Source organism: Microcoleus asticus IPMA8 (genome assembly GCF_013179805.1).
Lineage (GTDB): Bacteria > Cyanobacteriota > Cyanobacteriia > Cyanobacteriales > Microcoleaceae > Microcoleus > Microcoleus asticus.
On record NZ_SRRZ01000065.1, the window covers coordinates 13,166 to 39,801 of the forward strand.

Sequence of the window (26,636 nt, forward strand, 5' to 3'; positions counted from 1 at the left end):
TACTATTGTTAAAACCAGACTAAATTCCTATGAAATCAACTACTCGCGCACTGAAAGAATGGAATGTAGCAGTTAATGCTTTGGAACAAGGTCAAACGATTGTGCTGTTGCGGAAGGGCGGAATTCGCGAGCAAGCAGGACAGTTCAATGTCAATGACAAACAAGTTTTGCTGTATCCAACTTTTGAACACCAACAGCCTGATTTATTAAAACCGGATTTTGCGAGTCAGGTAAAAACTGTAGAATCTGGTTGGCATCCGGAAATTATTAGAATTGGCAGTTGGGCTGAGATTACCGATGTTTTTTTGGTAGCTTGGGAACCGGCAATTACTGCGCTGTTTCCTTACCATATTTGGAATGAAAAATTTGTCAGCGATCGCCTGAAATGGAAACAAAATCAGCCAATTTATATTTTATTGCTGCGGACTTATCGCCTTGCAGAAACCCGAGAAATTCCGTACATTCCTGAATACGGCGGTTGCCGTTCTTGGATCGATTTGGCAGATCCTATTTCGATCGAGGGAAGTGAAGCTGTTTTGAGCGATGGAGAGTACATTGCACGCTCAAATGAAATCCGCAATCTGATCGCGAATCCTCCCAATGCTTCTGGTTTGCAGAAAGTCACAACGCTGAAGGGTTGAATTTTCCGCGCATCTAACTTGTTGAAAGTAGATAGAATGTATCAACACTTCGGACAGTTTCAGGGCTTACGCATGAGCGCTTATTCCCGGTTTTTACTAAAATTTGCGAGGAGGAACGATAAATATAGGAAGAAACCGGGTTTCATCACTCAGCGGGGGCGTAAGCCACATGAAATGAAGCATGGGGACGCTACAGGATGGCTGCGGTGAAAGGGCGATCGATCTTCAGAAGAAGGTTGGCTATCAGTCAGATTAAAATTTTATCTGCCAATTTTGTAGTAAGCAATTTAGTCATCATTAATAGTTTTTAATGTACTTTTCGAGAGGCGCGCTTCTACGAAACCCAGCCCAAAATCCGCAGCTAATGCCATCAAAGCTGCCGGAATTGCCCCAGCCAAAAGTAACTGATTGTTGACTGTAGCAACGCCCCGAAAAATAAATACCCCCAAGCCGCCGGCACCAATTGCAGCCGCAATGGTTGCCAGTCCTATCGCAATTACCGTGGCCACTCGCACGCCCGCCAGAATCACGCCCAGGGCCAGGGGAATTTCCACTTGCAATAACAGTTGCATATCAGTCATTCCCATGCCTCTCCCGGCTTCCGTAATCGCCGGATCGACGCCGACAATACCGGTATAAGTATTGCGGATAATAGGCAGTAAAGAATACAGAGTGAGGGCGATAATTGCCGTGTTATCGCCTATTCCACCCACTACCGGCACCGGGATTAGCAAGCCAAACAAAGCTAAACTGGGAATTGTTTGCATAATATTAGCAAATCCCAAAATGGGCTTTTTCAATTTAGGTTTTCTCGTGACTAAAATCCCGAGGGGAATCCCCAGACTAATAGCGATAAAAATTGCAACAGTTACTAAATATAAGTGTTCGGTCGCGCGCTGAACTATCTCCGCACCATACCGATTGATAAATTGCATCATGTGGAAATTAGTAATTAGGGATTGACAATTGTAAATTTTGCTATAATCGAATATCTCGTAGGAGTCGGTTCGCCAATATCTTTAATTTCCCGCCATCAGCTTCAAAAACAGACCCATAGCCATAAACGAATGATGCGATCGCACATCATATTATTACCCAGTCCCGGGTAATTGCAAACATTCAAGAAATGCGCGAGCTTCTGGATGGTGAGATTTCAGAAAATCATCGGGGGATGCCAATTCAATCAACCGTCCGTCTTGCATCAAACCTATTCTAGAAGCTAACAAAAAAGCTTCTTGAATGCCGTGAGTCACAAAAATCACTGTTTTGCCCAGTTGCTGCTGCAATTGACCGAATTCCCGCTGCAATTCCAGACGAGTAATCGGGTCTAAAGCACCAAACGGTTCATCCATTAACAATATCGGAGGGTCAGCCGCCAGTGCTCTAGCGACGCCCACCCGCTGCCGCTGTCCGCCGGATAACTGATGAGGATAGCGTTTGGCGAAGTGCTGGGGGTCGAGGTTGACTAATTCTAACAGTTTGCGGACGCGAGATTGAATGCGATCGCCCTCCCAACCTTCTAGTTTTGGCACTAAACCGACGTTTTGCTCGACGGTAAAATGGGGAAACAAACCGATTTCTTGAATCACATAACCAATTTTTCGGCGCAGTTGAATTGGGTTCCACTGAGTTGTCGGTTTTCCCATGACAAGAACTTCGCCGCTGCTTGGCGTTAGTAAATTGTTAATCAATTTCATGGTAGTAGTTTTGCCACTCCCGCTGCGTCCCAGCAATACTAAAACTTCTCCTTGCAGCACTTTGAAATTGAGTTTGTCTACTAAATGCCTGCGGTTGAGGCGATATGTCACGTCGAGACATTCGACAGCAACTTCATTATTGAGAGGCATGATTAGTTCCGGTGATTTGGGTTTTCAAGAATTTTAGAACTTACAGACAAGGTGATAGAAACCCGGTTTTTTTCTTAGATATTTTACTGCTTAACCCAAGATTTGTCAGAGAAACCGGGTTTATGAGCGTAAGTCCTAAAATTCAAATTAGCGAGCATCGGGGTACAATTCCCAATTCTAAAATCTAAAATCTAAAATCTAAAATCGATTTGATTTTGCCATTCTAGCAGTAAGGCTCGACATTGGAGGCAAGTTAATTTTTTGAGCAAGTCGCGAATTCCGTCTGGGGTGGCAGGATATGCAGCACCGATAAGTTCGGGGCTTACTGTTGCTGTAGGGTGCAATTCTGCAACAAAACCGTAGAGTTTTTGATTGGAGAAGGAACTGTTTATTGCCCAGCCGACGGTGTTGATCGGTTCGATGCGGGCGATCGCGCTTTCTGTCACGCCTAGTTCCCTCTGAATTATAGGTGGAACAGCCTCTGCTGGCGTGGCTTCGGCTGGTACGCGACCGCCGGGAAAATCCAGGGTTGCGGATGCCACGCCGGGGCGATACATCGGTGAGGGAAACACAAATTTTTCAGCTTGAATTGTCAAGATTACAACTGAATCTGCTCTTTCTACTCGCCAATATTCTACTGTTTTTCCTTCGGTTGTTTCGAGATGTTCGGCGATTAGTTTTACCCAATGAGACTTGATTTCTACAAAGCGATCTAGAGTTTTCCACTGGGATTTGGCAGTTGGGTTCATGTGGGAATTTTTGAAATAAATCAGATGTTGTTTGCTATGGTAGTCTATCGTTGCCGAACCCAACAATAAAAGATCGACCTTTTCAGCTTTGAACCAGTTTTTTCCTCTCCATTGTAAATTTTTGCTACAACCCTACACATTCGCCTAGATAATTCGGTAACATAGACTACATAATCAAAGTTTATCTGCGCCTTCGCTCTGGGTTGTTTCAACCGCGCCCTGGTGCAGACTCTTAGCTAGACAGGAGTAGTTATGCAACTGCAAACAGATATTCGTACTTGGCAATCCCAAGCAACCCCAGGAAGCTTCGCCAGTGCCGGCGACTGGGAAAAATTTGGCTGCGCCGTACCTGCACCAAAATTGACTCCTTCTATGTGGGTTAAATTATTCAATCCGCCAACAGCATTCAGCTTTGACGAAGCGTGGCTGTTGTGTGAATGTTCTGATGAAAAGTGGCTGGCTTGGATTCCTGATTATGGCGAAATTTTACTGAGTAAACATGAATTTTGCGCTACTAAATCGTGAATTACGCAGACAAACTTTCATAAACCGGGTGTTAAAATCCATATCCCTCGGGTTCAACGGGATTTTTTGGACAAAAGCTGGTTTCTGCGTAATTATGTCGTTTGCAGTGAGGAATGCAAGTCCTCAAAGTTTGATAAGGACTTGCATTCCTCACTGCAAACCTGTTATATGATGTCGTTTTAGCGGACATCATATGAGTCCTAATAGATATTAATTGAAATTTCACTAACAAAAAGAGCAATAGGTTTTCTATTGCTCTTTTTGTTCAAAAACACTCTCTAGTTTTTGTCTTCAGACACTGGAAGTTATATCGAGTGGGGTCGATTGACCACAATATCGTCGCGGTGAGGGGTTTACTGTATCGATGCTTGCATGGGAGATATTGGTGAACCCGTCCCTACAGCAATTACAGTCAATTTAGCCGCCGTGATATTGCTGGCTTATCTGCAAACTGCACGGTTATTTACGTTTCTAACAATCGTGCCTACTCTGCCATTAATCTGAACCGGGTTCTTGGTGCTGGCTCGAATCAAGAGTGGTTGTTTGGCGAGACATTCTCTGATTGATGCTGCCCATGCGGTGAGAGCTCCGGTGTATTCTGTACGACCCGCCGGGGCGCGAAACTGATCGGTAATTAGGTAATCCGAGGTGATGCTAGTGTCAGTAGCAACATTGGTAATAATTGGAAAGTCAAAGGCTTTGGGCAAGGTTCTGTCCTGGATTCTGCCCGGTAGCAACTGGTATTTCATCGAGCCACCCTTGTAGTCAAAACCTGCTTGAGGGCTGGTTGGAGGGCTTGTTTGAGCCAAGGCGGGAACAGGCAAGCTTGCTACCAAAACGGTGCAAAAACTCCAAAATAATTTCGATTTCATCTGATTCATCTCCTCAACTTTATGACGATTAGCACTAATTTAGGTACGATTAAAAGACACTCGCTTTTATTGGGAAAGCGCCTGATGATATTGAGCTTTTGAGTTTGAACTCAACCCAGCTAATTTATTACCCAACATTCTCAAAAATGTTAAAACTGGTTGGCCTGACAAACTGTAGAAGAGTTTCAGTTGAGTTAGACATTTACACATCTGAAGTTGTTACAGCATTGGGGAGTCGGTTTTACCAGAATGATTCATTTTCGATCGATGTCATTGGAACTTTATCAAATTTTGTCTCAGATATCAAGTTTTGCCGATCGCGTATCGCGTTTTAACACTGGTTTGCTGCTCGATCGAGGTTTGAGTGTTGCGGGCTATACCTGGGCGAGAAAGATGCTAGAGTGCATCGATGGGCGTTTGAGTATTTTCAGGCGACAATAGACACAGAAGGGGCTTGAAAATAGGTGATTTTAGTGGAAGATAGTAAATTTATCGACGTATCGGACATTATGGGTGTTCCCGTGGCTCCGGCGGGTTACAAATCGGGCTTTGTGGGTATTGTCGGACGCCCGAATGTCGGAAAATCAACGCTGATGAATCAGTTGGTGGGGCAGAAAATTGCGATTACTTCGCCGGTGTCTCAGACGACGCGTAACAGGCTGCGGGGCATCCTAACGACACCGGAAGCACAAATTATTTTTGTAGATACTCCCGGAATTCACAAGCCACACCACCAATTGGGCAAGGTTTTGGTGCAGAATGCCCGCACAGCGATTCAGTCGGTGGATGTGGTGCTGTTTGTGGTGGATGGTTCGGTGGAATCGGGAGGGGGCGATCGATATATTGTCGAAATTCTCAGCAATACCAAAATTCCGGTGATTTTGGGGATGAATAAGTTGGACGAACAACCGTCGGATTCCGTGTTGATCGATCGAACTTACGAGCAAATTGTCAATCCTGAGTGGCCTGTAGTGAAATTTTCCGCTCTCACGGGCGAGGGTGTCGAGTCGCTGCAAAAATTGTTAATCGAACATTTGGAGGTTGGGCCTTATTATTATCCGCCCGATTTGGTGACAGACCAGCCGGAACGCTTTATTATGGGCGAATTGATTCGGGAACAGATTTTGCTGCTGACGCGGGAAGAAGTGCCGCATTCGGTAGCAATCGCGATCGACATTGTTCAAGAAGAAGCAAAAATTACGCGCATTCTGGCGACAATTCACGTCGAACGGGATTCCCAAAAAGGTATTTTAATCGGTAAAAGCGGCAGTATGCTCAAGTCGATCGGCAGTGCGGCCCGGGAACAGATTCAAAAGTTAATTGAAGGCAAAGTATATTTGGAGTTATTTGTCAAGGTGCAGCCGAAATGGCGGCAGTCGCGCACTCGTTTGGCGGAATTGGGTTATCGGGTAGAAGAGTAAAATTTTGTATGCCCGTCTTCAAGATGAACGAGATGATGCCTAAGTTAGCGGTATTTCATCTGATAAACGACATTGTACCGCAGTTGCGGTACAATTATAAGTTATGCCTCTGAGTTATCTGCGGGGGTACATTCGTAAGCCTATTCATAATGACGAAGTTCTAAATTGTCGTAGAATTGTTTATAAATAGAAAATGGTGAGTTGTGGTTATGTAGTTAGTTCTACAGTGATAGCGATTGCATCGTACAAAATGTAGTAGAGCGCTATATGAATAGAATTTTAGCTAGAAACATTAATCAAAATGAAAGATTTAGCATTTAGGTCGGGGCTGCCTCCTTCGCTAAGGAAGAAGTATTCTATTACCATTTTTGCCCTAATCATATTGAGTGTATTAAGTATCTCTCTCAAATCAGATAAAGTAAACAGCAATGTTTGGAGCTTTTCTGTTGAATTAAAGGTTACATCAGTAACTTTGTTGCTGCTTTTTCTTTTTTGGCTTCCCCTTTTACTTCCTTGGGTTCTCTCTCAAATTCCCCAGGTGCAAGGTTCTTTAGGTTGGTTGCGTGAGCAAGGTATTGAAGAAATCGAGACTAATCTACTTAGAATCAAGCTAAGATACGGAGTACAAGAGGCATCAGAGCAATATGAGGAAAAAATATCAAACGTTGGAGCTATAGACCTAACATCTCAGGAGACACAGCAACAGCTTGAGGGGCGATACCGAGACGCTATAGCTCTGGTGGATGCTGCGAGTGCCATAGATTCAATGGAAGCATTAAAGCGCATAGATCAGTTAGCTGGCTACTACGACAGGGTTAGAGAGGAGATGTCCTCTGGGCGTAATCGAACAAAATTGATGGATGAAATTTCCTCAACAATGTGGACTTTAGTTCCAAAAGTTGCAGATTTTCCTGTTCTAGAACGGCTGAATAGCTATAGAGGAGGAGAACGTCTATCCGCTTACAAATACATTGAGTGGAATGTATCAACTGATTATATTAATTTGTTGGTTTCTAGAGCAGTTGGTGTTTTAGAAGTGCCTTATACCCAATACAGTGCTTTACTAGCATTAAGAAGAGTCGCAACAAGCAATCAGCTTACCGCTAGTCAGTCAGCAGAAATCATCCGTGCTTTGAATTGGTCAGCAAATCTTGATTACATGAAGCAGGAGCGTGGAAAATTAATGATTGAAATTGCTTCTCTACTGGAGGCAAAGACATAAACCTGCTAATTTTGCTGAAGGCGTTTAAAAATAGATTTAACTAAAACTCATTGCATTCTCAGCCTCGCTGTCGTCCATGCCTCTAAATGAAATTACTTTTTGATGAAAATTTGTCGCCCGACTTGCCGAATCGTTTGAGCGATATTTTCCCCAATTCGCTTCACGTTCGAGATGTGGGAATGAAAGCAACGATTGACCTAATAGTTTGGGATTATGCAAAAGATATGACTGCGCACTTCTTAGTGCAAACGCAGTCAGCCTGGGAACCCTAGCAATAGGAATATTTTGACAGAAATGTCTTAAGAATCCTCGTACCTTCAGGTCGGGGAGTGTCAAAGGATTTCTACATACCCTTCTGTTCCATGTACGCGAATTCGTTGCCCATCTTCGATCAGTTTGGTCGCATTTTCTACTCCGACAACTGCCGGTAAGCCATATTCACGTGCGATAACTGCTCCATGGGTCATCAGTCCGCCAACTTCGGTGACTAGACCTTTTATGGATACAAATAATGGTGTCCAGCTAGGGTCAGTAAACGAGGTGACTAATATATCTCCATCTTCTAGATCCGCGTCTTCCATATTTAGGATGACACGTGCTCGTCCCTCTATAACTCCGGAAGAAACAGCCAGGCCTACAATAGCTTCAGCCGGGAGGTTTTCTCGTTTGTACGCACCGGAAATCATTTCACCATCAGACGTGAGAACACGTGGGGGAGTTAGTTTTTCAAATGATCTGTACTCGTCTTTTCGTTTGCTGACGATCTGGTAATCCAGTTTATTTGTGCGTACAACTTCGTGCAGTTCTTCAAAAGTGAGGTAGTAAATATCCTCTCTTTCATGAATAACGTTGGCTTGTACGAGTTGTTCGGCTTCTTTCAGCAACGCCTGCTTATAAACGAAGTAGCGATTAACGATGCCGTATTTTGGATATTCACGATAGCCTGCGAAATTCCGGACTAGGCCGATCATCCGCTTTGTTTCTTTGGCTTTTTGTTCACCATCCGGTAATTGCTTCAATCGTTCTAACAACTCTTGTTCTTTGTTCAAAGCCGCCTGTCGCCCCTGCTCAAATTTCCGCTTGCCGGCACCAGGCTCAAAGTTTTTGATGTTACTAAGGATTATGGGAAAAAGTGTCGTTGGTTTTTCGCTCCAACGAGTTCTAGTAATATCGATTTCTCCGGCACATCGCATTCCGTATTTGTTGAGAAAAGCATAGATGGCGTCCTGGGCTTCCTGTCCACCATCAAGCTTAACCAGCTCATCCAAAAAGCTATCGTCTTTTACATATTGCAAGTAATTGATTATTTCTGGATACGGGCGAATCACATCTGCAACATCCAACAACTCCAGACCCATTTCCGAAGTAATATTGTTGGATACGGATTGAGAAAGCGTGTCTGCTACGTTCTTTTCACCTAACCACTCCATCATTTTCTCATTGATCCAAGAGGAAGCATTCATACCCGTCATAAGCACACCAAAACTCTGTGAATTAGAGTTGGTCTTCTTTAATTGCTGGATATCTTCCAGGATAAAATCAAACAGATCCGATCCTGATTTCGTTTGGATGGTTTGTTTTAACGCTTCGATCGAGGTTTGACTCTGTTGAATCAAATCAGCAACAATCGCCGGATCGTAGTCGTTTAGGGTTTGAAAATCAGCAGGCGATCGACCTTTACTGCTTTTGCCGAGACTCCGATCGTCGGGTAACGATTTTATAAAATCTCCCCGCTCTATGATGGTTGTAAGTGCGTCTTTCATGAGCGGATCGGATTTTCCCAATGTGACGTTTAATACAGTTTCTCTGCTGACAGGTGAAGCCAGCGTCGCTGTAACATCAACAAATAACCTTCCACCAGCAGTGTGCATGGGTGCATGGGTCATTAACAGGAAAAAAGACAATCCCAATGGTTTCATGGCATCGGTCATCATTTGGTTGTGACCGACAGATACATAGACGTGGTTTTCCAGATCGTTCGCTTCAGGGATGGGGTATAAAGTAGTGATTGGCCGACTCTGGACAATATAAAATGTATCATCAACCAAACACCATTCGATGTCCTGGGGACAGCCGAAATGTTCTTCGATCTTTCTGCCCGTGCGCTCAAGCTGTACAATCTGCTCATCCGTCAGCGCTTGCTTATTTTGTCTCTCCGGCTCAATTTCCTGTTCTTTCGTACCGCCATCTTTTAAGGCATAAACACCCAGTTTCTTGGTAGATATCTTCTTATCGACAATCGTGCCGTTACACACTTTATAGTTATCGGCATTCACCAGGCCGGAAACCAAGGCCTCGCCAAGTCCGAAGCTGGCATCAATGGATAACACTTTTCTATTAGAAGTGACGGGATCGGCAGTAAACAAAATTCCTGCCACCTGCGGGAAGACCATCTTCTGAACAACCACAGACAGGTGGACTTTACGGTGGTCGAAGCCGTTTTGAAGGCGGTAAATTACTGCTCTCTCGGTAAATAGCGATGCCCAGCACTTGCTGATATGCTGATAGATTGCCTCCTTTCCAATAATGTTCAAATACGTATCCTGCTGGCCTGCAAAAGAGGCCGTCGGTAAATCCTCTGCAGTTGCGCTGGAGCGTACTGCATAGGCATTTTTTTCATCAAGCCGGGAGATGAGGCGGGCGATCTCTTCATTAATGTCTTGAGGAATGGCTATCCCTTCGATGACCCTACGAATCTCAGCGCTAAGTTCACCGATCTTATCCCGGTCTTCCACCTTTAGAAGCGATAACCGATCGAGTAATTCGTTAATCGACGACGTTTCCCCAATGATTCTTTTAAAGGCTTCAGTAGAAATACAGTAGCCATCCGGTACGCGGATTCCTTCAATCTTGGAAAGTTCTCCTAGGTTTGCGCCTTTACCCCCAACAACCATGATTTTTGTTTTGTCAATGTCCTGAAAACCAAGCACATAGGAACTCATATATTTACCTCCTGTGGCAATTCTTTCTTGGATAATTTTGATGACATCCTTCGGGCTAAAACGATTTACCGGAGTATTGTACTTAAACTCGACACTCAAAAGTGCATTTTATCCCGAAATAGCCCCTCATTTAGTGTTAATGGCATTTCTGCATCGAGTGATTAATGGTGGGGGAACATTGGAGTGGGAATATGCCATTGGACGCGACAGAATCGATTTATGTTTGCATTATGGTGAGGTAACATTGGGAATTGAACTGAAGGTTTGGCGAACTCGGAAAGTCGATCCGTTGAGTAAAGGGTTGGAACAGTTAGATGGATATTTGGCTCGATTGGGACAAGATGAAGGGTGGTTGGTGATATTCGATCGACGCGAGAATGCGATCGAATTAGAAGAACGACTGAATACTGAAATTCATCTGACACCAATGGGGCGAACCGTTACAGTTATTCGTGCGTGAAGAAGTTGTGATGAATGTCTCGATTTTTCCGATCGCCGAGGGTGTGCGATCGACTCTAAATGCTCTCTCATCTAAAATCTAATATAGATAGCTTTTTTCAGTGCGGCGGATTCAGTGATTGAGTCGAATCGTGCGGCGAATTTGATCGAGGAAAGGAGATTCCGATGGGGAGTAATAAGGGGTTGACATACATTCTTGAGCTGCGGTATTATTCGAATATATGCAGTATTGTACCGCAACTGCAATACAATTATAAGTTAGCTAGCTTCACTTTTTGGTAGAGATAGCGACTCAAGGATCACCTATTGGGTGCAAATACCGCAGTAAACCTTTATCATCAAAACTCAAAACCACGATGAGAGTCAATCAATTTTCCTCTCAACAGTTCTCTAGAATTCTTACGGCAGGACTGACGGCAGTAGCGACAATCACTGCCATTTGTGCAACTATCTTGCCCAATGCTCAAGCACAAGTTCCTAGTGGGCGGTATCAAATTCAATCGAACAATCAAATTTTCTTCTACCCTGCAAATGGGACTGACCCAGTGGTGGTCTATAACGGCAAAGCAAAAGCTGTAGCTATTACTCAATACGGTAGTGCAGTTTACACAGCATTTGAAGGAGGTAAAATCTATCGTAGCCCAGATGGTCAAGGTCTTGGTGGTAGTGGAAAGACTACACTAGTCTATTCGGGATCACAGACAGTTAGAGCTATGTTATCGTGCCAAGGCGCTCTTTTTGTAGCATATAGTGGAGGATATATTTATCGAAGCCCAGATGGTCAAGGTCTTGATGGTAGTTTAAGAACCCAAAATGTTTATAAAGGGTCTGTAAAAGTCAACAAGATGACCTGCGATGGAGATAGAGTGGTTACATCTTTTGAAAACGGTAAAGTGTATCTAAGTCCAGATGGTCTAAATCTTGGTGGCGGTGGGAAAACGACTAATCTGTCTGGTAATTAGTGGTCATGCTGTAGTGAGCCACTATTGCTAACAGCACTTTATTCAGTATGATCCTCTAATCAAGTAGGGTGAGTTACGATATTGTTAACTCGCCCTTATTGTTTGAGATGAGTACCCTTTACTTAAAATCATCCCACATGCAAATGATGGAAATTCATGAACTCGTTGTTGAGATGAAACTATTGGAGCGTCGCTTAACTCTCTATGAAGAAAAATATGCTGTCCTTAGCGAGGATTTCTACAAAGCTATCTTTGCTGGTGATCTCGCCTGTTATGATGAATACGACGAAACTCGGACTGACTTTAGCCGCTGGAAGGGGATTTACGAAACATGGCTGCGGCGGAAAGGCTCATACACGGAGCAAATTGATCAGCGTGAACTAGCTGATACGCTACGGTTTCAGCCAACTTATTAAAGTAGGAGCGAAGCTCCTCTAAATTCTCTATCAGAATATAGTCGATTTGTGTCGCAAATTCTAACCCGCCCAGATCTTGAACGCTCTACAGTTGTGGTTTGGTCTAACAGCCCATACACAGGTACAGCAGAGGGTGAAGTGTGGTTCACGAGAAATGTGAGACTTCGCATGAGAGAAGAGCTTGATTTTGATGCGGGGTTGATTACTGCTTATGGATATGAGGTTTACCAAGGGAGTGAAAAACTGTACTGGTATGATGACTTCCCACATCCACAAGATCCATCACTCGCATCAACTTTCCCACACCATAAGCATATTCCACCTGAAATAAAGCGCAATCGAGTTCCAGCCCCAGATATCAGTTTTACACGTCCAAACCTACCTACTTTAATCCAAGAGATTGAAGCATTGATCGCACAATCATGAACGTATACACGCCAGCTAACACTGCGTTGGTGCGGACGGAACAGAGGTTATCGGTGGGAGTTCGAGGTGATTTGCCGCCGCACAACTTCACCGTTATCTCGCAAACGCTGTCTGACTTTGGAGATGATTCGGAAGCTCGATCGAGAGCTTTACCGAAAGAAAATTGGTAGAATAAATAGATACGCTTCATCGCGCAGCATACAACAAGCTCGTAAATCCAATCTTTTCACCAAACCTCAAACTAGGAGATTCTCAAAAATTCCAACTATGAACTACCGAAACTACAGATGCCATGTGAGGGAAACTATATAAATGCCCAATAAATTAAGAAATACCCGATCTGGTACTGCTGGCGAAATGAATGTCATAGCAGTTTTGTCGCGATGCGGATTCAATATTGATAAACCTTTACAAATTGATGACGAGATTGATGTAAGCATCAGAGTAAAAATTGGAAAACTTAATATTACAATTCCTATACAAGTTAAATCGGTTCAATTTCCAGATAAAAGAAATATAAAACATAATTTTATTCAGGGATTAAAGAAAAAATATTTAGAACGTCAACCATACTTATGTCTTGCCATTTACCGTCCTGAAACAAATGAAATATGGTTTATAAACGGCAGCAAAAAAATACAAGAAGTCTATTATTCACAAGAATCTTGGAATGCAAAGCATCGTCCATATAATAACTTGTCTTGGGATGCTGACATACGCATTGCTCTACCTTGCAAAGATATATTATTTAATCAAAAATGGAAAATTCCTGCTGATCCTTGCAATTATCTAAACAGTCGTTTTCAAGAATTAATATCTGAGATTGAAAAAAATATTGTTCCCTCAGACGAAATCATTTCATCTATCACTACCATTGAAAGTAAATGTGCAGTAGTAGTAGAAGTATTGGACATTAGCGGTCAAGTCGTTAGGAAGAAATATCGACTTGAAGATACAATAGAGGAATTAATATCCTCAGCACTTTCTATATTAGAAGAGTTTATTATTCCTAATTTCTCACCTCTGATTCACCAAGAGCGCATCTCTATCATGCTGCTTCGCGAATTATTAGTAAATGCGATAGTCCATCGCGCATACGATCGAGCTAATGATGTAATTATTAAGGTTATGCCAACTTCGATTCAGGTAAAAAATCCTGGAAGGTTATTGCCTCCTCTAAGTCTTAGTAACAATCAAATTTCTGGAGGATACGTTGTAATAAGGAATGAAAAATTAGCATTGCAGCTTCGACAAAAAGGGCTTGTTGAGTTAGTTGGTAGTGGGTTGTTATGGGTAAAAAAAATGCTAAAGCATCAAAATCTTTCTCCAGCAATTTTTACGCAAGATGCAACATCATTCTCAGTGACAATAAGCTATGAGAATGTCTAGGTGACCTGGATGCCTAACAACGCCCATGGACACCGACTGTCGAAAGGTAATTTGTTATGATAGAAAGGTTGTTGGCGGCGGGTGATGGGCAACGTTATCTCGCAAACGCTGCCTGACCTTGGAGATGATTCGGAAGCTCGATCGAGAATTAAGGATTCCGGTGGATAATTGTCGCCCTACATTACCAACACTAATTGCTGCTTTATTCTACGATTTATCAACAGATAAAGAAATCAAAATCCCTTCACTCGGTGAAAAACGGGAACGGGAATTGCGCTCTCCTACAGCTAGGACTTGATATGATATCTAGGAGCAAGCCCACTGGTTGAGCCAACAATCCCCGTACCTTGATAGTCGGGGAATGTCAACAACAACTATCAAGGCAACTCAACGGAACTCGGTTTAGCAATGTGAGGCAAGCCCCAGCCCAATTTTTCCCGCAAAATGTGGAAAAACTCAAAAGATTGCACCCGAATAAAGCGGGCTGGATACGGAGATCGCTCGACTTGCACCCAATCTTCGGGCAGAACATAACATCCGCCGTTACCGTCTACCACCATTACCAGGCGGTTTGGACTCGCCGGCAAAATCTTGACCGGCTCGGTGTTGGAAAACACCAAAGCCCGCGAAGCCATTGAATGCGGGCAAATAGGCAGCAACTGCAACACCGGCACTCCGGGAATGATGACAGGGCCGCCGGCAGAAAGGGCGTAAGCTGTCGATCCTGTCGGAGTCGCGATGATGACTCCATCTGCGGCAATGTCAATAGAGGCGTGTTGCCCGATCGCCACTTCAAAATGACACATACAAGTCAGCGGTTCCCGGTGCAGCACCATTTCATTGAGACAAAGAGCTTCCCAGAGGCAGTCGTTTTCTCGAAACAGCCGCACCGCCAGCATCGATCTTTCTTCTATTTCGTATTCTCCGGCGATTACCTTTTCCAAAGCTTGCGGCAGCAAGTTCAGATAAGTTTCTGTTAAAAAGCCCATGTGACCGGTATTGACAGTCAGCAGCGGCACTCCAATAGGAGCGACTTGGCGAAATGCCGACAGCACCGTACCGTCGCCGCCCAAAACCACTGCAAACTCCATGTCGCTGTCAAAACCGGGGGGGACGAGTTGTTCGATCGGGTTGTGGCACAGGGGGCGATCGGGGCTAGAATAGCCCAGAATTCCTCCGGAACCAGAAACCGAGCAAACCTCCCAGCCGCGGGCAGTCAGCTTGTCTTCCAACTCTGCGGCGATGCGACAAGCCACAGGTTTAACGTCGTTGTATATAATCCCAGCTTTCGGCACTTTAAAATGTAAAGGGCATTTTTTGTTTACTCCGTTTTTTCGTCTTAAGCTGCTCGTACTCTATTTCCTTGAGCTTCTTCATAATCAGATTAAAGTATTCTTCGAGATAAGATTCCAAAGTAGTAGTTTCTTTGGGGTCGATTCCGAAGACACTGTAAACATCATCCATAGGAGCTTTCAAGGGTTTTCCGGCTGCCAAAACTTCTGAAAAAGCCAATCTGTCAGCTACGTTCCAACTCCACTGAAAGAAGGTAGCTAATTTACGAGTAGCCTGCAACAAGACGTCTGGGGTGCGCGTAATTTTGGCTTCCTTCCCTGACAGCCGTTCGCACAACCGCACGATTTCGTCAGCATCCCAAGCGCGATTTCCCACAACCGGAAAGCTTTTTTTCTCGGTTTCAGGAACGGAAAGAGCCCGGACGGCAAATTTAGCAACGTCCTGAGTGTTCATGTAGGCAAGGGCTGACGGCTTGTTGGGCAGCCAGACTGCCTGATTGTCCAAAATCGGCATTGCATACAGGCTCAGCAGTCCTTGCAAAAAGCCGCAAGGTCTCAAGATCGTATAGTCTAGACCGGATTCTGCTAAGAACAATTCGGTACAGCGCTTGATTTCCAACAAGGGGACTTGAGGATATTTCTCGGCGTCGAGAAAGGAAAAGAATATGTAACGCTTGATCCCTGCTGCTGCTGCTGCTTGAATCAGCGATACTTTTCCGTCCCAGTCTACTCTTTTGATGCTGACAGAATCCGCAGCACTGGCTGTTGCTGCATCGATAATAGCACTGACGCCTTCTAGGGCCGGAGGCAGACTGTCTGGCTGGCAAAGGTTCCCCGGTACGAGTTCAGCGCCCCATTCTTTCAAAAATGCAGCTTTTCTGTAACTTCTGACTAAACAGCGCACCTGGTAGCCCTCGTCTAGGGCGCGGCGGGCTATTTGGCGGCCGAGAGTGCCGGTGGCACCTACAATCAATAAAGTCATCTAGGGATTAATTATGAATCTTAAACTTTCTATAAGATGGTATCAGGTTTTTGTTAAGTTTTTTATAAAAACTTAACAAAAACCTGATATTTTCTCATATTAGGCTTGAGATCTTCGGCAGAATGCTTGCTTTCTGCAGACTCTAGAAGGCAGAAGGCATAAGGTAGAAGGCTTCTGAATTGGTTGAAAAAAACTTATTCTTCGCCGCCTTGCAATTTGAGCAGGAGGAAGCCTCCACCTATACCCACGAAAATTAGGGAAAAGGACAAAAAGGCTGCATTGAAAATTTCAGGATTCATGATTTGATATGTCCAATTGGGCGATCGCATTAAATAAAGATAATATAATTTGGGGCTACCAGCTACATGAATGCTAAAATTTCAGTGCCCAAATTCATGTATTTTGTTGGAGAGAACTGCCTTGAGTCTCGATCGGGAAGCAAAACTAGCTGTAACTCTGGGAGATCCGGCGGGAATTGGCCCGGAAGTGATTCTCAAGGCATTGGCAGATCCCGCTGCTGCTTTGAGGGCGACGGTTCTAGGCTCTAGGATAGTTTTGCAGCAAACTTACGATAAGTTGCGATCGAGCAATCCAGCAGCAGAAGCGGCAAATCCCGAAACCTTAAACATTATTGATATTGAACCAGACAGCAAGTGGGGCGAAATAGTCCCGGGCGTCGGGAGTGCAGCTAGCGGGGCGGCTAGCTTTGCTTACATGGAAAGCGCGATCGCCCGTACCATCGCCGGCGAATTCTCCGCCATCGTGACAGGCCCGATTTCCAAAACTTGCTGGCAAGCGGCAGGTTACAATTATCCCGGACAAACAGAACTCCTCGCAGAAAGGGCAAAATCGCAGCGATTCGGAATGCTGTTTGCCGCCACATCTCCCCACAGTGGCTGGACGCTCGTAACTTTACTGGCTACCACACATATTTCCCTCCGTCAAGTCCCCGATGCTTTGAGTCCAGAATTGCTGAGCGAAAAACTAGAATTGCTGGTAGAGTGTTTGCGGGAAGATTTTGGGCTGGAAAGACCAAAAATAGCGATTTCTGGCTTAAATCCTCACAGCGGCGAAAATGGCAAACTGGGAAATGAAGAGCAAGACTGGATGATACCTTGGTTGGAAACGCAGCGCGATCGCTTTCCTCAAGTGCAGTTAGACGGGCCAGTACCCCCCGATACCCTGTGGGTAAAACCGGCTAAAGTTTGGTACGGTTTAGCCACAGAAGCTCACGACGGTTACTTGGCAATGTACCACGACCAGGGGTTGATTCCAGTAAAATTGATGGCTTTCGACAAAGCTGTCAACACTACAATTGGCTTGTCTTTTGTCCGCACATCTCCGGATCACGGCACAGCTTTTGATATTGTAGGTCAAGGGATTGCAGATGCCTCCAGCATGAAGGCAGCATTGCAGTTGGCGGCTCAGTTGGCTAGTCGCAGAACAGCAGTTAAAATAGGGCGAGAGCTTTAGTACGCCTGACGCTTGGAAAAATTGTGTCATTCCTATTGATTTTCGCTGGGGTGAGGCGGCAAGCAAGCTGATAATTTCCTTCGGTAGATTAAAATCACGTTTGGGTAGCGCAGTATGACACCATCTAATGATAATTCAGGCAAAATATATCAGTCAGAAAAAGAGGTTTCTGATGCAACTATGGCAAGTTCTAAAGCTGGAGAGCAACTTCAGGAATTGCTAACCATACTGACTGAATTCCAGTTATTAAAAAAATCAAAAAAAGAACCAAGCGAGCTGAAATTACCGCTTTCTGAAAAGTCTGTTCAGCGATTTGAGGATGAGGAAAATCGGCGCAACCAATTGTCTTTTCGGATCGAATCACCGCCTATTGTACCCGAAGTATTAACTGACAATGAAGAGATGCCCTCTCAAAGACAAGAAAACAATAATGAAAAACCTGATTTATCTATAATAGCGAATGTAGAAAAAAAATATAAACCGTCGGAGGAAGAATTAGAACAAGCAGTGGAGGAGTTTAAGCGGTTACAGCAACTGCTGTTTGAAAGAGATTTACCGGAATTTTACAGTAATGTTTTGAGCGTGGAACAAAGGTTAGAAAATTTTGAGCAGCTCATGTCTGAGCCCGAAGAGTTGAGGAATTTACTGAGACCGTTAATTCCTGAGTTAGTGAGAGAAGAATTAGAGGGGTTGAAGTCTGAATTCAAAAAGGCGATGGAACTCGCGAGCAATAATAAAATTAATGGACTCGAATTGCCGACGAAATTAGCGGATTTGGAAAATCAAATTGCTAAATTCAACCAGCAGCAACTGCCGAATGCAGAACAGTTAATGCAACGGCTAATACCGGTGGTGGGCGAGCTGCTCAACCGCAAGCTAGAGGAGTCTAAGTTAGAAGTAGCTTCGGCGATCGCACCGAAAGTCAATCAAGTAATTTACAATCAAAACGGACTTGAAGAACACGTAGTAAGAATTGAAGATAGAGTTGCGAATATTCAGCAGCGTTACCAGCAGCAACCAGAAGATTTAATCAAGCAGCTAGTACCGGTAGTTAGCGAGTTGCTGAACCGCAAAATTAGTGAATTGAAGTTAGAGGTTATAGCAAGTGTCGCACCCTCAGTACAAGTAAGAATAGCTTGGGTAGAAATAGAAGAAAAAGTATTGAGTATCATCGAGCGCCGGCTGGCTACGCAACAGTCGCCAATCCAGAAGCCAGAAGAGATAATGGCGATGCTAATGCCAGCAATAACTGATTTGCTGAACCGGAAAATCGATCAATCAAAATTAGAGGTAGCAGCTGCGATCGAACCTTTGATAGAATCAGCAATTCTTCAAAGAGAAGTTCAAGGAAAATTGAGCGACGTAGAAAGTAGACTAAATAATCTTCAGCGACAGCAAAAATCTCAGCCGGAAGAAATAATGGCAAGGTTGATGCCGTTAATGATTGAGTCGCTGAACCGGAAAATCGACGAGACAAAGTTAGAGGTGAGAGAGGCGATCGCACCGGCTGTCAACAGAGCTATTCAAAACAGCGGTATTGCAGCACAAATATTAAATAATGACAGTAAGATTGTCGCAGTTCAGCAGCAAGTTTTAGCCGAAATAGAAGGGTTGATGGCAAGAATAATGCCAGTGATTGTAGAAATGTTGTCCCGAAACATCGGCGAAGCAAAGCTAGAGATAGAATCTGCGATCGCCCCGGCTGTTGATGCAATCATTCAGAATAAAAGGATCGATCAAAGACTCGGGAAGATCGAACAACAGATTGTGGCGATCGAACACCGGATTTATGAATCGACAGACTTGTTTACAGATTTACTAAAACCTTTGATTGATGAGCTGATGGTTAGCCATCACGCCCAATTAAAAAAATCGGTTCTCGAATCTATTTTACCATTGTTAGATGAAGTTGTAGGTTATAATTACAGACTAAACGATCAAGTAGGGGAACTAGATCGCAAAATTACTGATGCTGAATGGGGAGGCAATCGGGAAGAATTACTCGCCAGAATTAAAATCATCTTTCCGGAAATGATGATTCAAACAATTAATGAGTCAAAAAAATCATTTGCCGAAACCATAGCTCCGATAATTGATGAAGTAATTAATACGAAAACCAGACAAAACAGGCAGTCGATGGGAGTAGCCATATCGCCGGCTATTCCTGTGGGAATCAGCCACAGAATCAGTGAATCGCCCGATGAAATTGCAATGGCGCTCGCGCCGGAAATGGCCGCCGCTATCAAACAGCAAATTCATCTCAAGCGAGAAGCAATGTCGGATGCACTTTATCCGATTATCGGCAGCACGATTTTAAAATACATCGCCGAGAGGATGCGGGAGATTAATGAAAAACTCGAATCAGCTTTAAGTCCAGAGGGAATTAATCGCAAAATTAAAGCCAAATTTCAGGGCATTTCTGAAGCAGAATTGCTGATGAAAGAAACAACAGCACTGAGTGTTAAAGCTGTTTTTTTAATTCAAGCAAAATCGGGATTAGTAATTTCAGCAGTGCAGCATTCTCAACGCGAACAGCTAGAATTAGACACGGTAGCAGGGATGCTGACTGCTATTCGGGCGGTTGTCAACGATTGCATATCTCAGTCGAGAAATATTGCAGAAATTGATGCTATAGAATACGGCACATCTACGATCGTATTGGAAGTAGCGGGTTCGTGTTATCTGGCAGTAGTTATGCAAGGAGAAACCCGCCAGTGGTTTAAGTACAAAATGCGAGCGATATTCAAAAAGATTGTTCAAGAATACGGGGTTCAAATCCAGTCATTTAACGGCGATCCAGCCACTGTGCCCGCAGAAGTAAACTCGTACTTGCAAAAATTAATCGATACAGAGGTAAAAGTTAAATCTCCTCAACTTCCAATTTTACCAATTATCTGTTTGGCAGCGTTAGGTGTAATTGGTGTACCTTGGGGAATTCATCAATACCGCAGTGGAGTTGAAGCGAGCTTAGAAGCAGATACGAATTTAGCTTTACAATCTGCTCCGGAGTTATCGGTTTATCGCCTCGCGGCAGATGTTAAAGATAAAATATTGGAGATTTCTGGACGAGTGCCGAATCAAAAACTGCGATCGAAAGCGGAGAAAATCGCTCAGCAAGCGGCTCCAAAATTAGGAATTGAAAATAAAATTATAGCTGTTGAAGTGCCTCCCGATCCGGTTTTAGTCGAAGCCGATGTCAAGCGGACGGCAGCTCTTTTGAATAAAGTAGAAAGCATTGATATCTCGGCTCGTTATGCAGAGGGAAAAGTCGCCGTTGCAGGTAGCGTGAGCAAAGTGCCAGATGCTCAGAAAATTACTCAAGCTTTTGAGAAAATTCCGGGGGTGAAGTCTGTAACAAATACAGTAATAATAGGAACTAAACCGCAGTCAAAAATAATGGCAGTTCGCGTGTATTTCGGTGCCGGTTCGGCAAGTTTACAGGCGAAAGACGTAGCACAAAAGCTTAGCAAAGTCAAGGAATATATGGAGGGAAATAGCACGAAAAATTTAAGGATAATTGGCTACAGCGATTTTAAAAGCAATCCGGCCGAAAATCAAAAGTTGGCACTGGAAAGGGCGACAAATGTGAAAGGTATTTTGGTTAAACAAGGGATAAATGGCAACAGAATACAAGTTGCTTCTACTAAGGGTCGTCCCGAAGGTGTGGAACCAAATCAACCGCTGTGGCTGAACAGATTGGTAGTATTTGAGGTGATAAATTAAAATGGGGAATTGGGAATGGGGAATGGGGAATTGGGCATAGGGCATCGGGCATCGGGCATTGTTAATTGGGAATTTTCCCTAATGACTTATTTCTCTTAATTTATAGTAACGGGCAAGAAGGTTAGGACATTTTTAATCGCTGAAAATATTGCTCTGACTGCATTTCCCTTCTTCCTTCTTCCTGACATCCGTTACATCCGTTACATCCGTTACAGAATCCGTTGCCGAACTTCCTTCTTCCTTCTTCCTCTTAAATTAATCGAACTCGCCCGGAGGTAAAGGCTTGTATTCGATCGCCCGCCAAGCATACTAACAAGCGGCCGCTTCCGTCAATGCCGGCGGCTTCTCCGCAGATAGTTTCCGAGGAAAGTTCGATCGCCACCGGGCAGCCAATCAACGCATCGCGGCGGCGCAATTCCGGCAAAAGTAGCGCTAAACCGGACTTGGAGGCTGGCTTGTCTGTGGTAGAAAACATATCGGCTAGTTCGAGTAAATAGTGTCGCAGTCGATCGAGCAAACACAGTTCATCGGGTACTTTACTAGCAATAGAATGCAAGCTTACCGCATTGCCGATCGCCCTTTCATCCAATCCCGCAGCCACGAAATCTACGCAGCGGTTGAGTCCAATTCCCACAACGGCGCGAGTTTTGCCAGAAACATTGCCGTTGGTTGCTTCGCAGAGAATTCCGGCTAATTTGTGGCGATCGATCCAGACATCGTTTGGCCATTTCAGGCGCAGCATATCGCGACAGTCGGGAACCAAATCTTCGATCGCGTAAATCACCGCTAAACCCGCTGCTAAACTGAGTCCCGGCAACAGAGTGGGGTTGAGGTTGTCGAGTACAAAACTAACAGTCAAGACACCGCTTGGGGCGTGCCAGGTGCGCCCGTGTTGGCCGCGCCCGCTGGTTTGTCGCCTAGTAAATACTGCATCTCCGTGGTGTAGTTGGGCCGCGCGGGCGATCGCCCAACTGTTGGTACTCGGACAGGTATCCAAGGAGTGTAGCCAGTGATGGAGGTTTGGGCGATCGGGTTCTGTGGATGCGGGCACGGGAGTTAAAGGCAATTCAGACAATGTTTGATTTGTAGTATTTGATATCTAAAAGCTGATTATCGCATTTTCCAGAAGTGCGACCTCGCGCGACGGCGAGAATTCAGAGAAATTGGAGTGTACTACAGTTTCAGCATCAGATTTACCTTACGCCACCACATCAGTTTAGCCGCACAATCTATTGATCTATATGGGTTTGAGGGAACGCAGAGGGTTGGTTGGAGCGATCGACACCCCTTTAAAAAACCCAATTTTAAAAAAAGTTGTATTACCCCCTTGACAGTCTTGTATTATGCAATGTAGTATAAATGTATGGCGAAGGGAAAGAGCTTCAAAGCCTTATCCCACCAGCAATATGAACCTTGAAAACAGAATAGGAAGTTAATCGTGTCACATAATTGTGGACATCGGCGGTGTAGACTCCGGCAACAATAGCCCGATCGGGTTGTAGTACGCGGAATCAACCGCCACCCCGTCCCAACTTGAGTAATTCAAGGACAGAATATTGTTCATTTTCGCGGGGGTATAGCTCAACCGGTCAGAGCAGTCGCCTGTCGAGCGAAAGGTTGCGAGTTCAAGTCTCGTTACTCCCGTCAGTCGATTTTAGATTTTAGATTTTAGATTTTAGATTTACTCCACAGGAGAAGAATCTCGGAATTGGAACTTTGGTCTAAAATCCACACCTCCTGTCGGAAAGCAAGTATCCGTTTTTCGGCGGGGGTCAAAGTCCCGTAGGCAAAAGTCAAGCCGTCTCCCCCTCAAGGAGAAGATTGCGAGTGCAAACCTCGTCGGGACTCCCAGGTTAGGTGGCCGAGTGGTTGAAGGCGTCGGTCTGCAAAACCGATTTTCGCGGGTTCAAATCCCGCCCTAACCTCTGTTCCTATTTATTCGCAGGAGCAATTTCAAATCTCAAAGAGCAATCCAAAATCCAAAATCTAAAATCTAAAATCGATAGTGCTGTAGGCAAATGGTTTAAGCCGCTTGGTTTTCACCCAAGTGATTGCGGGTTCAACTCCCGTCAGCACTTCCAAACTGGGTCGGCTCTCCTATTGGCGTGGGTACCTGTCTGTAAAACAGTAGCTTAAAGCGTTGCTGGTTCAATTCCAGCCCGACCCATTTGTAACTGCATTTAATCCGCAGTTGCAATTTTGAGAATGTGGTGTAGCCGGATAACATCTCAGTTAATAAAACTGAAGATTGAGGGTTCAAATCCCTCCGTTCTCGCTGAGGAGAGGTGGCCGAGAGGCTTAAGGCGCTTTCCTGCTAAGAAAGAGCGGTTTAACAGCCGTCGAGGGTTCAAATCCCTCCTTCTCCGTTTTCCCCCGATAGCTCAGTTGGTAGAGTGCTTGTGTGAAGAACAAGAGGTCGTCAGTTCGATACTGACTTGGGGGATTGCGTTGCCTTATAGCTCAATGGTAGAGCAAGCGGTTGTTAACCGCTAGGTTGTAGGTTCGAGTCCTACTGGGGCAGCCATTTTTTAAATTGCCGGGTAGACAAATTGGTAAAGTCGCCTATCTCTGAAATAGGAGTTTATGTAGGTTCAAAGCCTACCCCGGCACCCAATTATTGGGAAGTCGCCTAATCGGTATGGCACCGCTCTTTGAAAGCGAAAAAATGCAGGTTCGATCCCTGCCTTCCCAGTTCTGCTATTACCAAAGCAGATAAATTACACTCCTGTAGCCCAATTGGCAGAGGCCGCAGTTTCAAAAATTGTGTTGTGTGAGTTCAAATCTCACCAGGAGTACCAAATTTTTAACTAAGTTTCTAGTTGCTCCTGTCGCGGAATTGGCAGACGCGGCAGACTTAAAATCTGTTTTATTTTGAGTGTGAGTTCGAGTCTCACTAGGAGCATAAACGGGATGTAATTCAGCGGCCAGAAGCCATGCTTTGGGAGCATGGAGTCGTTGGTTCAAATCCAACCATCCCGACTTTACCCCTGTGATGTAATTGGAAAACATCACTCGCTCAGAACGAGTGTTTTTTGCAGGTTCGAGGCCTGTCAGGGGTATGAGGTTTTATTCAATCTAAAATCTCAAATCTCAAATCGTTTTGCCCCTGTAGCCCAATCGGTAGAGGCGCTAGATTTAGGATCTAGTTAGTGCTGGTTCGATGCCAGTCAGGGGTATTTGGTGACATCGCGGGTGAAGTAGCCTGGGTAGGCTTGGAGGTCTCATAAGCCTCTTAATAGCAGGTTCAACTCCTGCCCCCGCCACCAAAAATGCAGGTGTGATGTAATTGACAAGATGAGGCTTTTGTAAAGCTTTCTTGCCAGTTCAAATCTCGCCATCTGCTTGGCGCGCTGGTGTAGCTCAATTAGGGAGAGCAACTGATTTGTAATCAGTCGGTTGTAGGTTCAATTCCTATCACCAGCCCCACAATTGCGGATATGGTGTAACGGTAGCATTCGAGTCTTCCAAACTCTAGGCACGAGTTCGAGCCTCGTTATCCGCTTGGCTAAACGAGAGGTTTTTTCAATCCAAAATCTCCAATTTCCAATCTAAAATCGGTTTGCGGGTGTGATGTAAAGGCTAGCATCTGAGTATGCCATTCTCAGCGCATGGGTTCGAGTCCCATCATCCGCTTTTGTAATCCTGTAGCTCAACGGTAGAGCGTTTGCCTTACAAGCAAGATGTTGCAGGCTCAAATCCTGTCAGGACTACCAATATGGGAGTGTAGCTCAATGGATATAGCGCCGCGCTTCGGACGCGGATGTTGTGGGTTCAAGTCCTACCACTCTCGTTGTTTTTGCTTTAATTTAAGGAGGTTGATTCCATTGAATGGATAATTTTTTATAGTAAGAGCGATCGCCCTTTGCGTGCCCCAATCTTTGGAGCCTACATACTTTAGTACGAGAGGAAAGGTAACGCTGTCAAAATCAGCGGGCGTTTGAGAACGAGGAGTGCGATGAACCCGGCAGGTTGGCTTAAAGGTAGCCATCCTTTAAAGAGTGTGTAATAACTCATCGGCGGAGTCCCTCTAGTAACTGAGAAAACGCAATGCTCTGATAACTTGCACGTCAAAGTGCGTGAAGCGCAGCTATCCCATAGGGAATCGCGCATTAACAAAAAACATGGGAGCGTAACTCAACTGGATAGAGTGTCGAGCTTCTACCTCGAATGTTGTGGGTTCAAGTCCTACCGATCCTGCTGTCTGGGGTTCGTAGCTTAATTGGTAAAGCATCTAACTGGCTGTTAGAAAGATATCGGTTCAAATCCGATCGCAATCCACCCCACCAATTTTTGATTTTTGATTTTTGATTTACTCCACAGGTGAATCTTTTACGCGGGGTCATAGCTCAATTGGTAGAGCGCTTGCTTTGCACGCAAGAGGCCAGGAGTTCGATCCTCCTTGACTCCAGTTGCGGTATCTGAAGTCGAAGCGGCCGAGACGCTAGCCTGTGAAGCTAGTTATTAGCGGGTTCGAGACCCGTCGGACACCTTTGAATTGATAATGGAGGTTATGATATTAAGGTATTTTTGAGAGTTGGATTTCTGAAACTTTTTTTGTTGAGAGCAGTTAATAAAGGCTAATTCAATTCCCTTTTCTAAACAGGCTTGAAACTTGCGACTATCATTATTTTGAATAGACGCTAGTTTTTCTGCCCCATAAATTGGCTCGTAATGGAAAATGCCATTTAACTCAAAAGCTAAATTTAGAGAGGGAATGTATATATCAAGCTCTGCATTTATGGCATCTTTGCGATTGAAATAAATTTCTATCTCTGGATAAAGGTTGAAAAGCTGCTCCTCAATCCAATCTTCAAGCTTAGATCGTCGATTTCCATAATTTTTATGGCAATTGTTGTAAGTGGCTGCACATGAAGTTGAACAAAAATCGGGTTTGCCCTCTTGTAGTCGGTGTCTTTGTTTATAAAAAACCTTATCACAGGTAAAACAAACTACTTCCTTCGCTAGGATTGGTTTGACAAATAACGGTAAGCCTGCTGCTTTCAAAGCATTATTCCAACTTCCAAATTTTCTGACAACTGTATTGTGGGTTACTGGGCAAGGAATACTTTTATCTCTAACTTTATTTAAGGCAGGAACTTCACCGTGAGACAGATAGTATTCTTGGAACCATTTTATTAGTTGAGCTTGAGTGATTTGCATGACAAGCTTTTAAAGGTATTGCCATCTTACTCTTAAATGGGGTGTAGACATCTCCGAAAACAATCAAAGCCTCTGTGTAGTTAAGCTCCTTGACGTAAATGTAATCATCCTAAATTAGCTAGTGTGCACGATAAA

Annotated in this window: 25 protein-coding genes and 24 tRNA genes; 38 read left to right on the forward strand and 11 right to left on the reverse strand. The window is 44.4% G+C overall.

The window, feature by feature from the left end:
* The first annotated feature begins 29 nt into the window (after positions 1-29).
* Positions 30-641, forward strand: coding sequence for a DUF1802 family protein (locus tag E5S67_RS17840; protein WP_172189509.1), 612 nt, complete (start codon positions 30-32; stop codon positions 639-641).
* Positions 642-928: 287 nt separating this feature from the next.
* On the opposite strand, the gene E5S67_RS17845 is transcribed toward E5S67_RS17840, so the two are convergent.
* The 3 genes from E5S67_RS17845 to E5S67_RS17855 all read right to left on the reverse strand — a co-directional run bounded on the left by E5S67_RS17845 (position 929) and on the right by E5S67_RS17855 (position 3,237).
* Complete coding sequence (locus tag E5S67_RS17845) at positions 929-1,579, reverse strand: ABC transporter permease (RefSeq protein WP_172189511.1); 651 nt, start codon at positions 1,577-1,579, stop codon at positions 929-931.
* A gap of 153 nt (positions 1,580-1,732) precedes the next feature.
* Positions 1,733-2,488 (reverse strand): ATP-binding cassette domain-containing protein, encoded by a 756-nt coding sequence (locus E5S67_RS17850; protein ID WP_172189513.1) that lies wholly within the window; start codon positions 2,486-2,488, stop codon positions 1,733-1,735.
* 191 nt (positions 2,489-2,679) lie between these two features.
* A complete protein-coding gene (locus E5S67_RS17855; RefSeq protein WP_172189515.1) occupies positions 2,680-3,237 on the reverse strand; it encodes an NUDIX hydrolase in 558 nt (185 codons plus the stop codon).
* Positions 3,238-3,489: 252 nt separating this feature from the next.
* On the opposite strand from E5S67_RS17855, the gene E5S67_RS17860 reads away from it, so the two are divergent.
* On the forward strand, positions 3,490-3,762 hold the full coding sequence (locus E5S67_RS17860) for a hypothetical protein (protein WP_172189516.1): 273 nt from the start codon (positions 3,490-3,492) through the stop codon (positions 3,760-3,762).
* 440 nt (positions 3,763-4,202) lie between these two features.
* On the opposite strand, the gene E5S67_RS17865 is transcribed toward E5S67_RS17860, so the two are convergent.
* Complete coding sequence (locus E5S67_RS17865) at positions 4,203-4,634, reverse strand: hypothetical protein (protein ID WP_172189517.1); 432 nt, start codon at positions 4,632-4,634, stop codon at positions 4,203-4,205.
* 267 nt (positions 4,635-4,901) lie between these two features.
* Between E5S67_RS17865 and E5S67_RS17870 the strand changes: the two genes are divergently transcribed.
* The 4 genes from E5S67_RS17870 (at position 4,902) to E5S67_RS17885 (ending at position 7,549) form a co-directional block, all read left to right on the forward strand.
* Complete coding sequence (locus E5S67_RS17870) at positions 4,902-5,075, forward strand: hypothetical protein (protein WP_216670545.1); 174 nt, start codon at positions 4,902-4,904, stop codon at positions 5,073-5,075.
* 68 nt (positions 5,076-5,143) lie between these two features.
* Positions 5,144-6,055 carry a GTPase Era gene (era, locus tag E5S67_RS17875; protein ID WP_216670547.1) on the forward strand — a complete coding sequence of 304 codons (912 nt, stop codon included), beginning with the start codon at positions 5,144-5,146 and terminating at the stop codon, positions 6,053-6,055.
* A 301-nt stretch (positions 6,056-6,356) separates the two neighbouring features.
* A complete protein-coding gene (locus E5S67_RS17880) occupies positions 6,357-7,277 on the forward strand; it encodes a hypothetical protein (protein ID WP_172189520.1) in 921 nt (306 codons plus the stop codon).
* An 86-nt stretch (positions 7,278-7,363) separates the two neighbouring features.
* The gene (locus E5S67_RS17885) at positions 7,364-7,549 is read left to right on the forward strand and encodes a DUF5615 family PIN-like protein (protein WP_172189521.1); all 186 of its coding nucleotides are present in this window, start codon (positions 7,364-7,366) and stop codon (positions 7,547-7,549) included.
* A gap of 60 nt (positions 7,550-7,609) precedes the next feature.
* Here E5S67_RS17885 and ppsA read toward each other — a convergent pair whose 3' ends face one another.
* The gene (gene ppsA / locus E5S67_RS17890; RefSeq protein ID WP_172189522.1) at positions 7,610-10,219 is read right to left on the reverse strand and encodes a phosphoenolpyruvate synthase; all 2,610 of its coding nucleotides are present in this window, start codon (positions 10,217-10,219) and stop codon (positions 7,610-7,612) included.
* Between the two features lie 13 nt (positions 10,220-10,232).
* On the opposite strand from ppsA, the gene E5S67_RS17895 reads away from it, so the two are divergent.
* The 6 genes from E5S67_RS17895 to E5S67_RS17920 all read left to right on the forward strand — a co-directional run bounded on the left by E5S67_RS17895 (position 10,233) and on the right by E5S67_RS17920 (position 13,871).
* On the forward strand, positions 10,233-10,679 hold the full coding sequence (locus tag E5S67_RS17895) for a hypothetical protein (protein WP_246276844.1): 447 nt from the start codon (positions 10,233-10,235) through the stop codon (positions 10,677-10,679).
* A gap of 355 nt (positions 10,680-11,034) precedes the next feature.
* Entirely contained in the window at positions 11,035-11,640 is a 606-nt protein-coding gene (locus E5S67_RS17900) for a hypothetical protein (RefSeq protein ID WP_172189523.1), read from the forward strand.
* Between the two features lie 143 nt (positions 11,641-11,783).
* The gene (locus E5S67_RS17905) at positions 11,784-12,056 is read left to right on the forward strand and encodes a hypothetical protein (RefSeq protein ID WP_216670546.1); all 273 of its coding nucleotides are present in this window, start codon (positions 11,784-11,786) and stop codon (positions 12,054-12,056) included.
* Between the two features lie 48 nt (positions 12,057-12,104).
* On the forward strand, positions 12,105-12,482 hold the full coding sequence (locus E5S67_RS17910; RefSeq protein WP_479686984.1) for a toxin-antitoxin system TumE family protein: 378 nt from the start codon (positions 12,105-12,107) through the stop codon (positions 12,480-12,482).
* Positions 12,479-12,652 (forward strand): hypothetical protein, encoded by a 174-nt coding sequence (locus E5S67_RS17915; RefSeq protein ID WP_172189526.1) that lies wholly within the window; start codon positions 12,479-12,481, stop codon positions 12,650-12,652. The genes E5S67_RS17910 and E5S67_RS17915 overlap by 4 nt, the downstream gene beginning before the upstream one ends.
* Before the next feature lie 142 nt (positions 12,653-12,794).
* Positions 12,795-13,871, forward strand: a complete 1,077-nt coding sequence (locus tag E5S67_RS17920) for an ATP-binding protein (RefSeq protein ID WP_172189528.1) — start codon at positions 12,795-12,797, stop codon at positions 13,869-13,871.
* Between the two features lie 377 nt (positions 13,872-14,248).
* Here the strand turns inward: E5S67_RS17920 and E5S67_RS17925 are convergent, their stop codons facing one another.
* The 3 genes from E5S67_RS17925 to petM form a co-directional block, all read right to left on the reverse strand.
* The gene (locus E5S67_RS17925) at positions 14,249-15,166 is read right to left on the reverse strand and encodes an NAD(+) kinase (RefSeq protein ID WP_172189530.1); all 918 of its coding nucleotides are present in this window, start codon (positions 15,164-15,166) and stop codon (positions 14,249-14,251) included.
* A 1-nt stretch (position 15,167) separates the two neighbouring features.
* Positions 15,168-16,145: an NmrA family NAD(P)-binding protein gene (locus tag E5S67_RS17930; RefSeq protein WP_172189532.1), complete on the reverse strand. Its 978-nt coding sequence runs from the start codon at positions 16,143-16,145 to the stop codon at positions 15,168-15,170.
* 194 nt (positions 16,146-16,339) lie between these two features.
* Complete coding sequence (gene petM / locus E5S67_RS17935) at positions 16,340-16,444, reverse strand: cytochrome b6-f complex subunit PetM (protein WP_172189541.1); 105 nt, start codon at positions 16,442-16,444, stop codon at positions 16,340-16,342.
* 70 nt (positions 16,445-16,514) lie between these two features.
* Between petM and pdxA the strand changes: the two genes are divergently transcribed.
* Together pdxA and E5S67_RS17945 are read left to right on the forward strand one after the other, a co-directional pair.
* Positions 16,515-17,618: a 4-hydroxythreonine-4-phosphate dehydrogenase PdxA gene (gene pdxA / locus E5S67_RS17940; protein ID WP_172189543.1), complete on the forward strand. Its 1,104-nt coding sequence runs from the start codon at positions 16,515-16,517 to the stop codon at positions 17,616-17,618.
* A 114-nt stretch (positions 17,619-17,732) separates the two neighbouring features.
* Entirely contained in the window at positions 17,733-21,341 is a 3,609-nt protein-coding gene (locus E5S67_RS17945; protein ID WP_172189545.1) for an OmpA family protein, read from the forward strand.
* A gap of 250 nt (positions 21,342-21,591) precedes the next feature.
* Here E5S67_RS17945 and E5S67_RS17950 read toward each other — a convergent pair whose 3' ends face one another.
* Together E5S67_RS17950 and E5S67_RS34060 are read right to left on the reverse strand one after the other, a co-directional pair.
* The gene (locus E5S67_RS17950) at positions 21,592-22,416 is read right to left on the reverse strand and encodes a biotin--[acetyl-CoA-carboxylase] ligase (protein ID WP_246276845.1); all 825 of its coding nucleotides are present in this window, start codon (positions 22,414-22,416) and stop codon (positions 21,592-21,594) included.
* 366 nt (positions 22,417-22,782) lie between these two features.
* Positions 22,783-22,905 carry a hypothetical protein gene (locus E5S67_RS34060; protein ID WP_278187183.1) on the reverse strand — a complete coding sequence of 41 codons (123 nt, stop codon included), beginning with the start codon at positions 22,903-22,905 and terminating at the stop codon, positions 22,783-22,785.
* Positions 22,906-22,911: 6 nt separating this feature from the next.
* Between E5S67_RS34060 and E5S67_RS17955 the strand changes: the two genes are divergently transcribed.
* The 24 genes from E5S67_RS17955 (at position 22,912) to E5S67_RS18070 (ending at position 25,831) form a co-directional block, all read left to right on the forward strand.
* Positions 22,912-22,985: transfer RNA gene (locus E5S67_RS17955), tRNA-Asp, on the forward strand.
* Positions 22,986-23,117: 132 nt separating this feature from the next.
* Positions 23,118-23,192, forward strand: a tRNA-Glu gene (locus tag E5S67_RS17960).
* A tRNA-Cys gene (locus tag E5S67_RS17965) sits at positions 23,193-23,266 on the forward strand. It abuts the tRNA gene before it with no gap.
* A gap of 79 nt (positions 23,267-23,345) precedes the next feature.
* Positions 23,346-23,422, forward strand: a tRNA-Glu gene (locus E5S67_RS17970).
* A 4-nt stretch (positions 23,423-23,426) separates the two neighbouring features.
* A tRNA-Tyr gene (locus tag E5S67_RS17975) sits at positions 23,427-23,508 on the forward strand.
* Positions 23,509-23,542: 34 nt separating this feature from the next.
* Positions 23,543-23,616: transfer RNA gene (locus E5S67_RS17980), tRNA-Tyr, on the forward strand.
* A 4-nt stretch (positions 23,617-23,620) separates the two neighbouring features.
* Positions 23,621-23,707, forward strand: a tRNA-Ser gene (locus E5S67_RS17985).
* A gap of 4 nt (positions 23,708-23,711) precedes the next feature.
* Positions 23,712-23,784: transfer RNA gene (locus E5S67_RS17990), tRNA-Phe, on the forward strand.
* A 6-nt stretch (positions 23,785-23,790) separates the two neighbouring features.
* Positions 23,791-23,865 (forward strand) — tRNA-Asn (locus E5S67_RS17995).
* Between the two features lie 10 nt (positions 23,866-23,875).
* Positions 23,876-23,954: transfer RNA gene (locus E5S67_RS18000), tRNA-Gln, on the forward strand.
* 5 nt (positions 23,955-23,959) lie between these two features.
* Positions 23,960-24,033, forward strand: a tRNA-Gln gene (locus tag E5S67_RS18005).
* A 29-nt stretch (positions 24,034-24,062) separates the two neighbouring features.
* Positions 24,063-24,139: transfer RNA gene (locus E5S67_RS18010), tRNA-Leu, on the forward strand.
* 23 nt (positions 24,140-24,162) lie between these two features.
* A tRNA-Leu gene (locus E5S67_RS18015) sits at positions 24,163-24,243 on the forward strand.
* Between the two features lie 4 nt (positions 24,244-24,247).
* Positions 24,248-24,320, forward strand: a tRNA-Pro gene (locus tag E5S67_RS18020).
* A gap of 123 nt (positions 24,321-24,443) precedes the next feature.
* Positions 24,444-24,517, forward strand: a tRNA-Leu gene (locus E5S67_RS18025).
* A gap of 173 nt (positions 24,518-24,690) precedes the next feature.
* Positions 24,691-24,767: transfer RNA gene (locus E5S67_RS18030), tRNA-Thr, on the forward strand.
* 5 nt (positions 24,768-24,772) lie between these two features.
* A tRNA-Gly gene (locus tag E5S67_RS18035) sits at positions 24,773-24,843 on the forward strand.
* A gap of 59 nt (positions 24,844-24,902) precedes the next feature.
* Positions 24,903-24,974 (forward strand) — tRNA-Gly (locus tag E5S67_RS18040).
* A gap of 5 nt (positions 24,975-24,979) precedes the next feature.
* Positions 24,980-25,054, forward strand: a tRNA-Val gene (locus E5S67_RS18045).
* A 4-nt stretch (positions 25,055-25,058) separates the two neighbouring features.
* Positions 25,059-25,131, forward strand: a tRNA-Arg gene (locus tag E5S67_RS18050).
* A 333-nt stretch (positions 25,132-25,464) separates the two neighbouring features.
* Positions 25,465-25,538, forward strand: a tRNA-Arg gene (locus E5S67_RS18055).
* A 6-nt stretch (positions 25,539-25,544) separates the two neighbouring features.
* Positions 25,545-25,627, forward strand: a tRNA-Ala gene (locus E5S67_RS18060).
* 49 nt (positions 25,628-25,676) lie between these two features.
* Positions 25,677-25,749, forward strand: a tRNA-Ala gene (locus E5S67_RS18065).
* A gap of 5 nt (positions 25,750-25,754) precedes the next feature.
* Positions 25,755-25,831, forward strand: a tRNA-His gene (locus E5S67_RS18070).
* On the opposite strand, the gene E5S67_RS18075 is transcribed toward E5S67_RS18070, so the two are convergent.
* The gene (locus E5S67_RS18075) at positions 25,803-26,501 is read right to left on the reverse strand and encodes a homing endonuclease associated repeat-containing protein (RefSeq protein ID WP_172189547.1); all 699 of its coding nucleotides are present in this window, start codon (positions 26,499-26,501) and stop codon (positions 25,803-25,805) included. The two genes, E5S67_RS18070 and E5S67_RS18075, sit on opposite strands and share 29 nt — an antisense overlap.
* Between the last annotated feature and the right edge of the window lie 135 nt (positions 26,502-26,636).

Bases quoted from the DNA above. Each gene is read 5' to 3' on its own strand.
- E5S67_RS17840 (WP_172189509.1), top strand. From the start codon at position 30: ATGAAATCAACTACTCGCGCACTGAAAGAATGGAATGTAGCAGTTAAT.
- E5S67_RS17845 (WP_172189511.1), bottom strand. From the start codon at position 1,579: ATGATGCAATTTATCAATCGGTATGGTGCGGAGATAGTTCAGCGCGCG.
- E5S67_RS17850 (WP_172189513.1), bottom strand. From the start codon at position 2,488: ATGCCTCTCAATAATGAAGTTGCTGTCGAATGTCTCGACGTGACATAT.
- E5S67_RS17855 (WP_172189515.1), bottom strand. From the start codon at position 3,237: ATGAACCCAACTGCCAAATCCCAGTGGAAAACTCTAGATCGCTTTGTA.
- E5S67_RS17860 (WP_172189516.1), top strand. From the start codon at position 3,490: ATGCAACTGCAAACAGATATTCGTACTTGGCAATCCCAAGCAACCCCA.
- E5S67_RS17865 (WP_172189517.1), bottom strand. From the start codon at position 4,634: ATGAAATCGAAATTATTTTGGAGTTTTTGCACCGTTTTGGTAGCAAGC.
- E5S67_RS17870 (WP_216670545.1), top strand. From the start codon at position 4,902: ATGTCATTGGAACTTTATCAAATTTTGTCTCAGATATCAAGTTTTGCC.
- era (WP_216670547.1), top strand. From the start codon at position 5,144: ATGGGTGTTCCCGTGGCTCCGGCGGGTTACAAATCGGGCTTTGTGGGT.
- E5S67_RS17880 (WP_172189520.1), top strand. From the start codon at position 6,357: ATGAAAGATTTAGCATTTAGGTCGGGGCTGCCTCCTTCGCTAAGGAAG.
- E5S67_RS17885 (WP_172189521.1), top strand. From the start codon at position 7,364: ATGAAATTACTTTTTGATGAAAATTTGTCGCCCGACTTGCCGAATCGT.
- ppsA (WP_172189522.1), bottom strand. From the start codon at position 10,219: ATGAGTTCCTATGTGCTTGGTTTTCAGGACATTGACAAAACAAAAATC.
- E5S67_RS17900 (WP_172189523.1), top strand. From the start codon at position 11,035: ATGAGAGTCAATCAATTTTCCTCTCAACAGTTCTCTAGAATTCTTACG.
- E5S67_RS17905 (WP_216670546.1), top strand. From the start codon at position 11,784: ATGATGGAAATTCATGAACTCGTTGTTGAGATGAAACTATTGGAGCGT.
- E5S67_RS17915 (WP_172189526.1), top strand. From the start codon at position 12,479: ATGAACGTATACACGCCAGCTAACACTGCGTTGGTGCGGACGGAACAG.
- E5S67_RS17920 (WP_172189528.1), top strand. From the start codon at position 12,795: ATGCCCAATAAATTAAGAAATACCCGATCTGGTACTGCTGGCGAAATG.
- E5S67_RS17930 (WP_172189532.1), bottom strand. From the start codon at position 16,145: ATGACTTTATTGATTGTAGGTGCCACCGGCACTCTCGGCCGCCAAATA.
- petM (WP_172189541.1), bottom strand. From the start codon at position 16,444: ATGAATCCTGAAATTTTCAATGCAGCCTTTTTGTCCTTTTCCCTAATT.
- pdxA (WP_172189543.1), top strand. From the start codon at position 16,515: ATGCTAAAATTTCAGTGCCCAAATTCATGTATTTTGTTGGAGAGAACT.
- E5S67_RS17945 (WP_172189545.1), top strand. From the start codon at position 17,733: ATGACACCATCTAATGATAATTCAGGCAAAATATATCAGTCAGAAAAA.
- E5S67_RS34060 (WP_278187183.1), bottom strand. From the start codon at position 22,905: ATGAACAATATTCTGTCCTTGAATTACTCAAGTTGGGACGGGGTGGCG.
- E5S67_RS18075 (WP_172189547.1), bottom strand. From the start codon at position 26,501: ATGCAAATCACTCAAGCTCAACTAATAAAATGGTTCCAAGAATACTAT.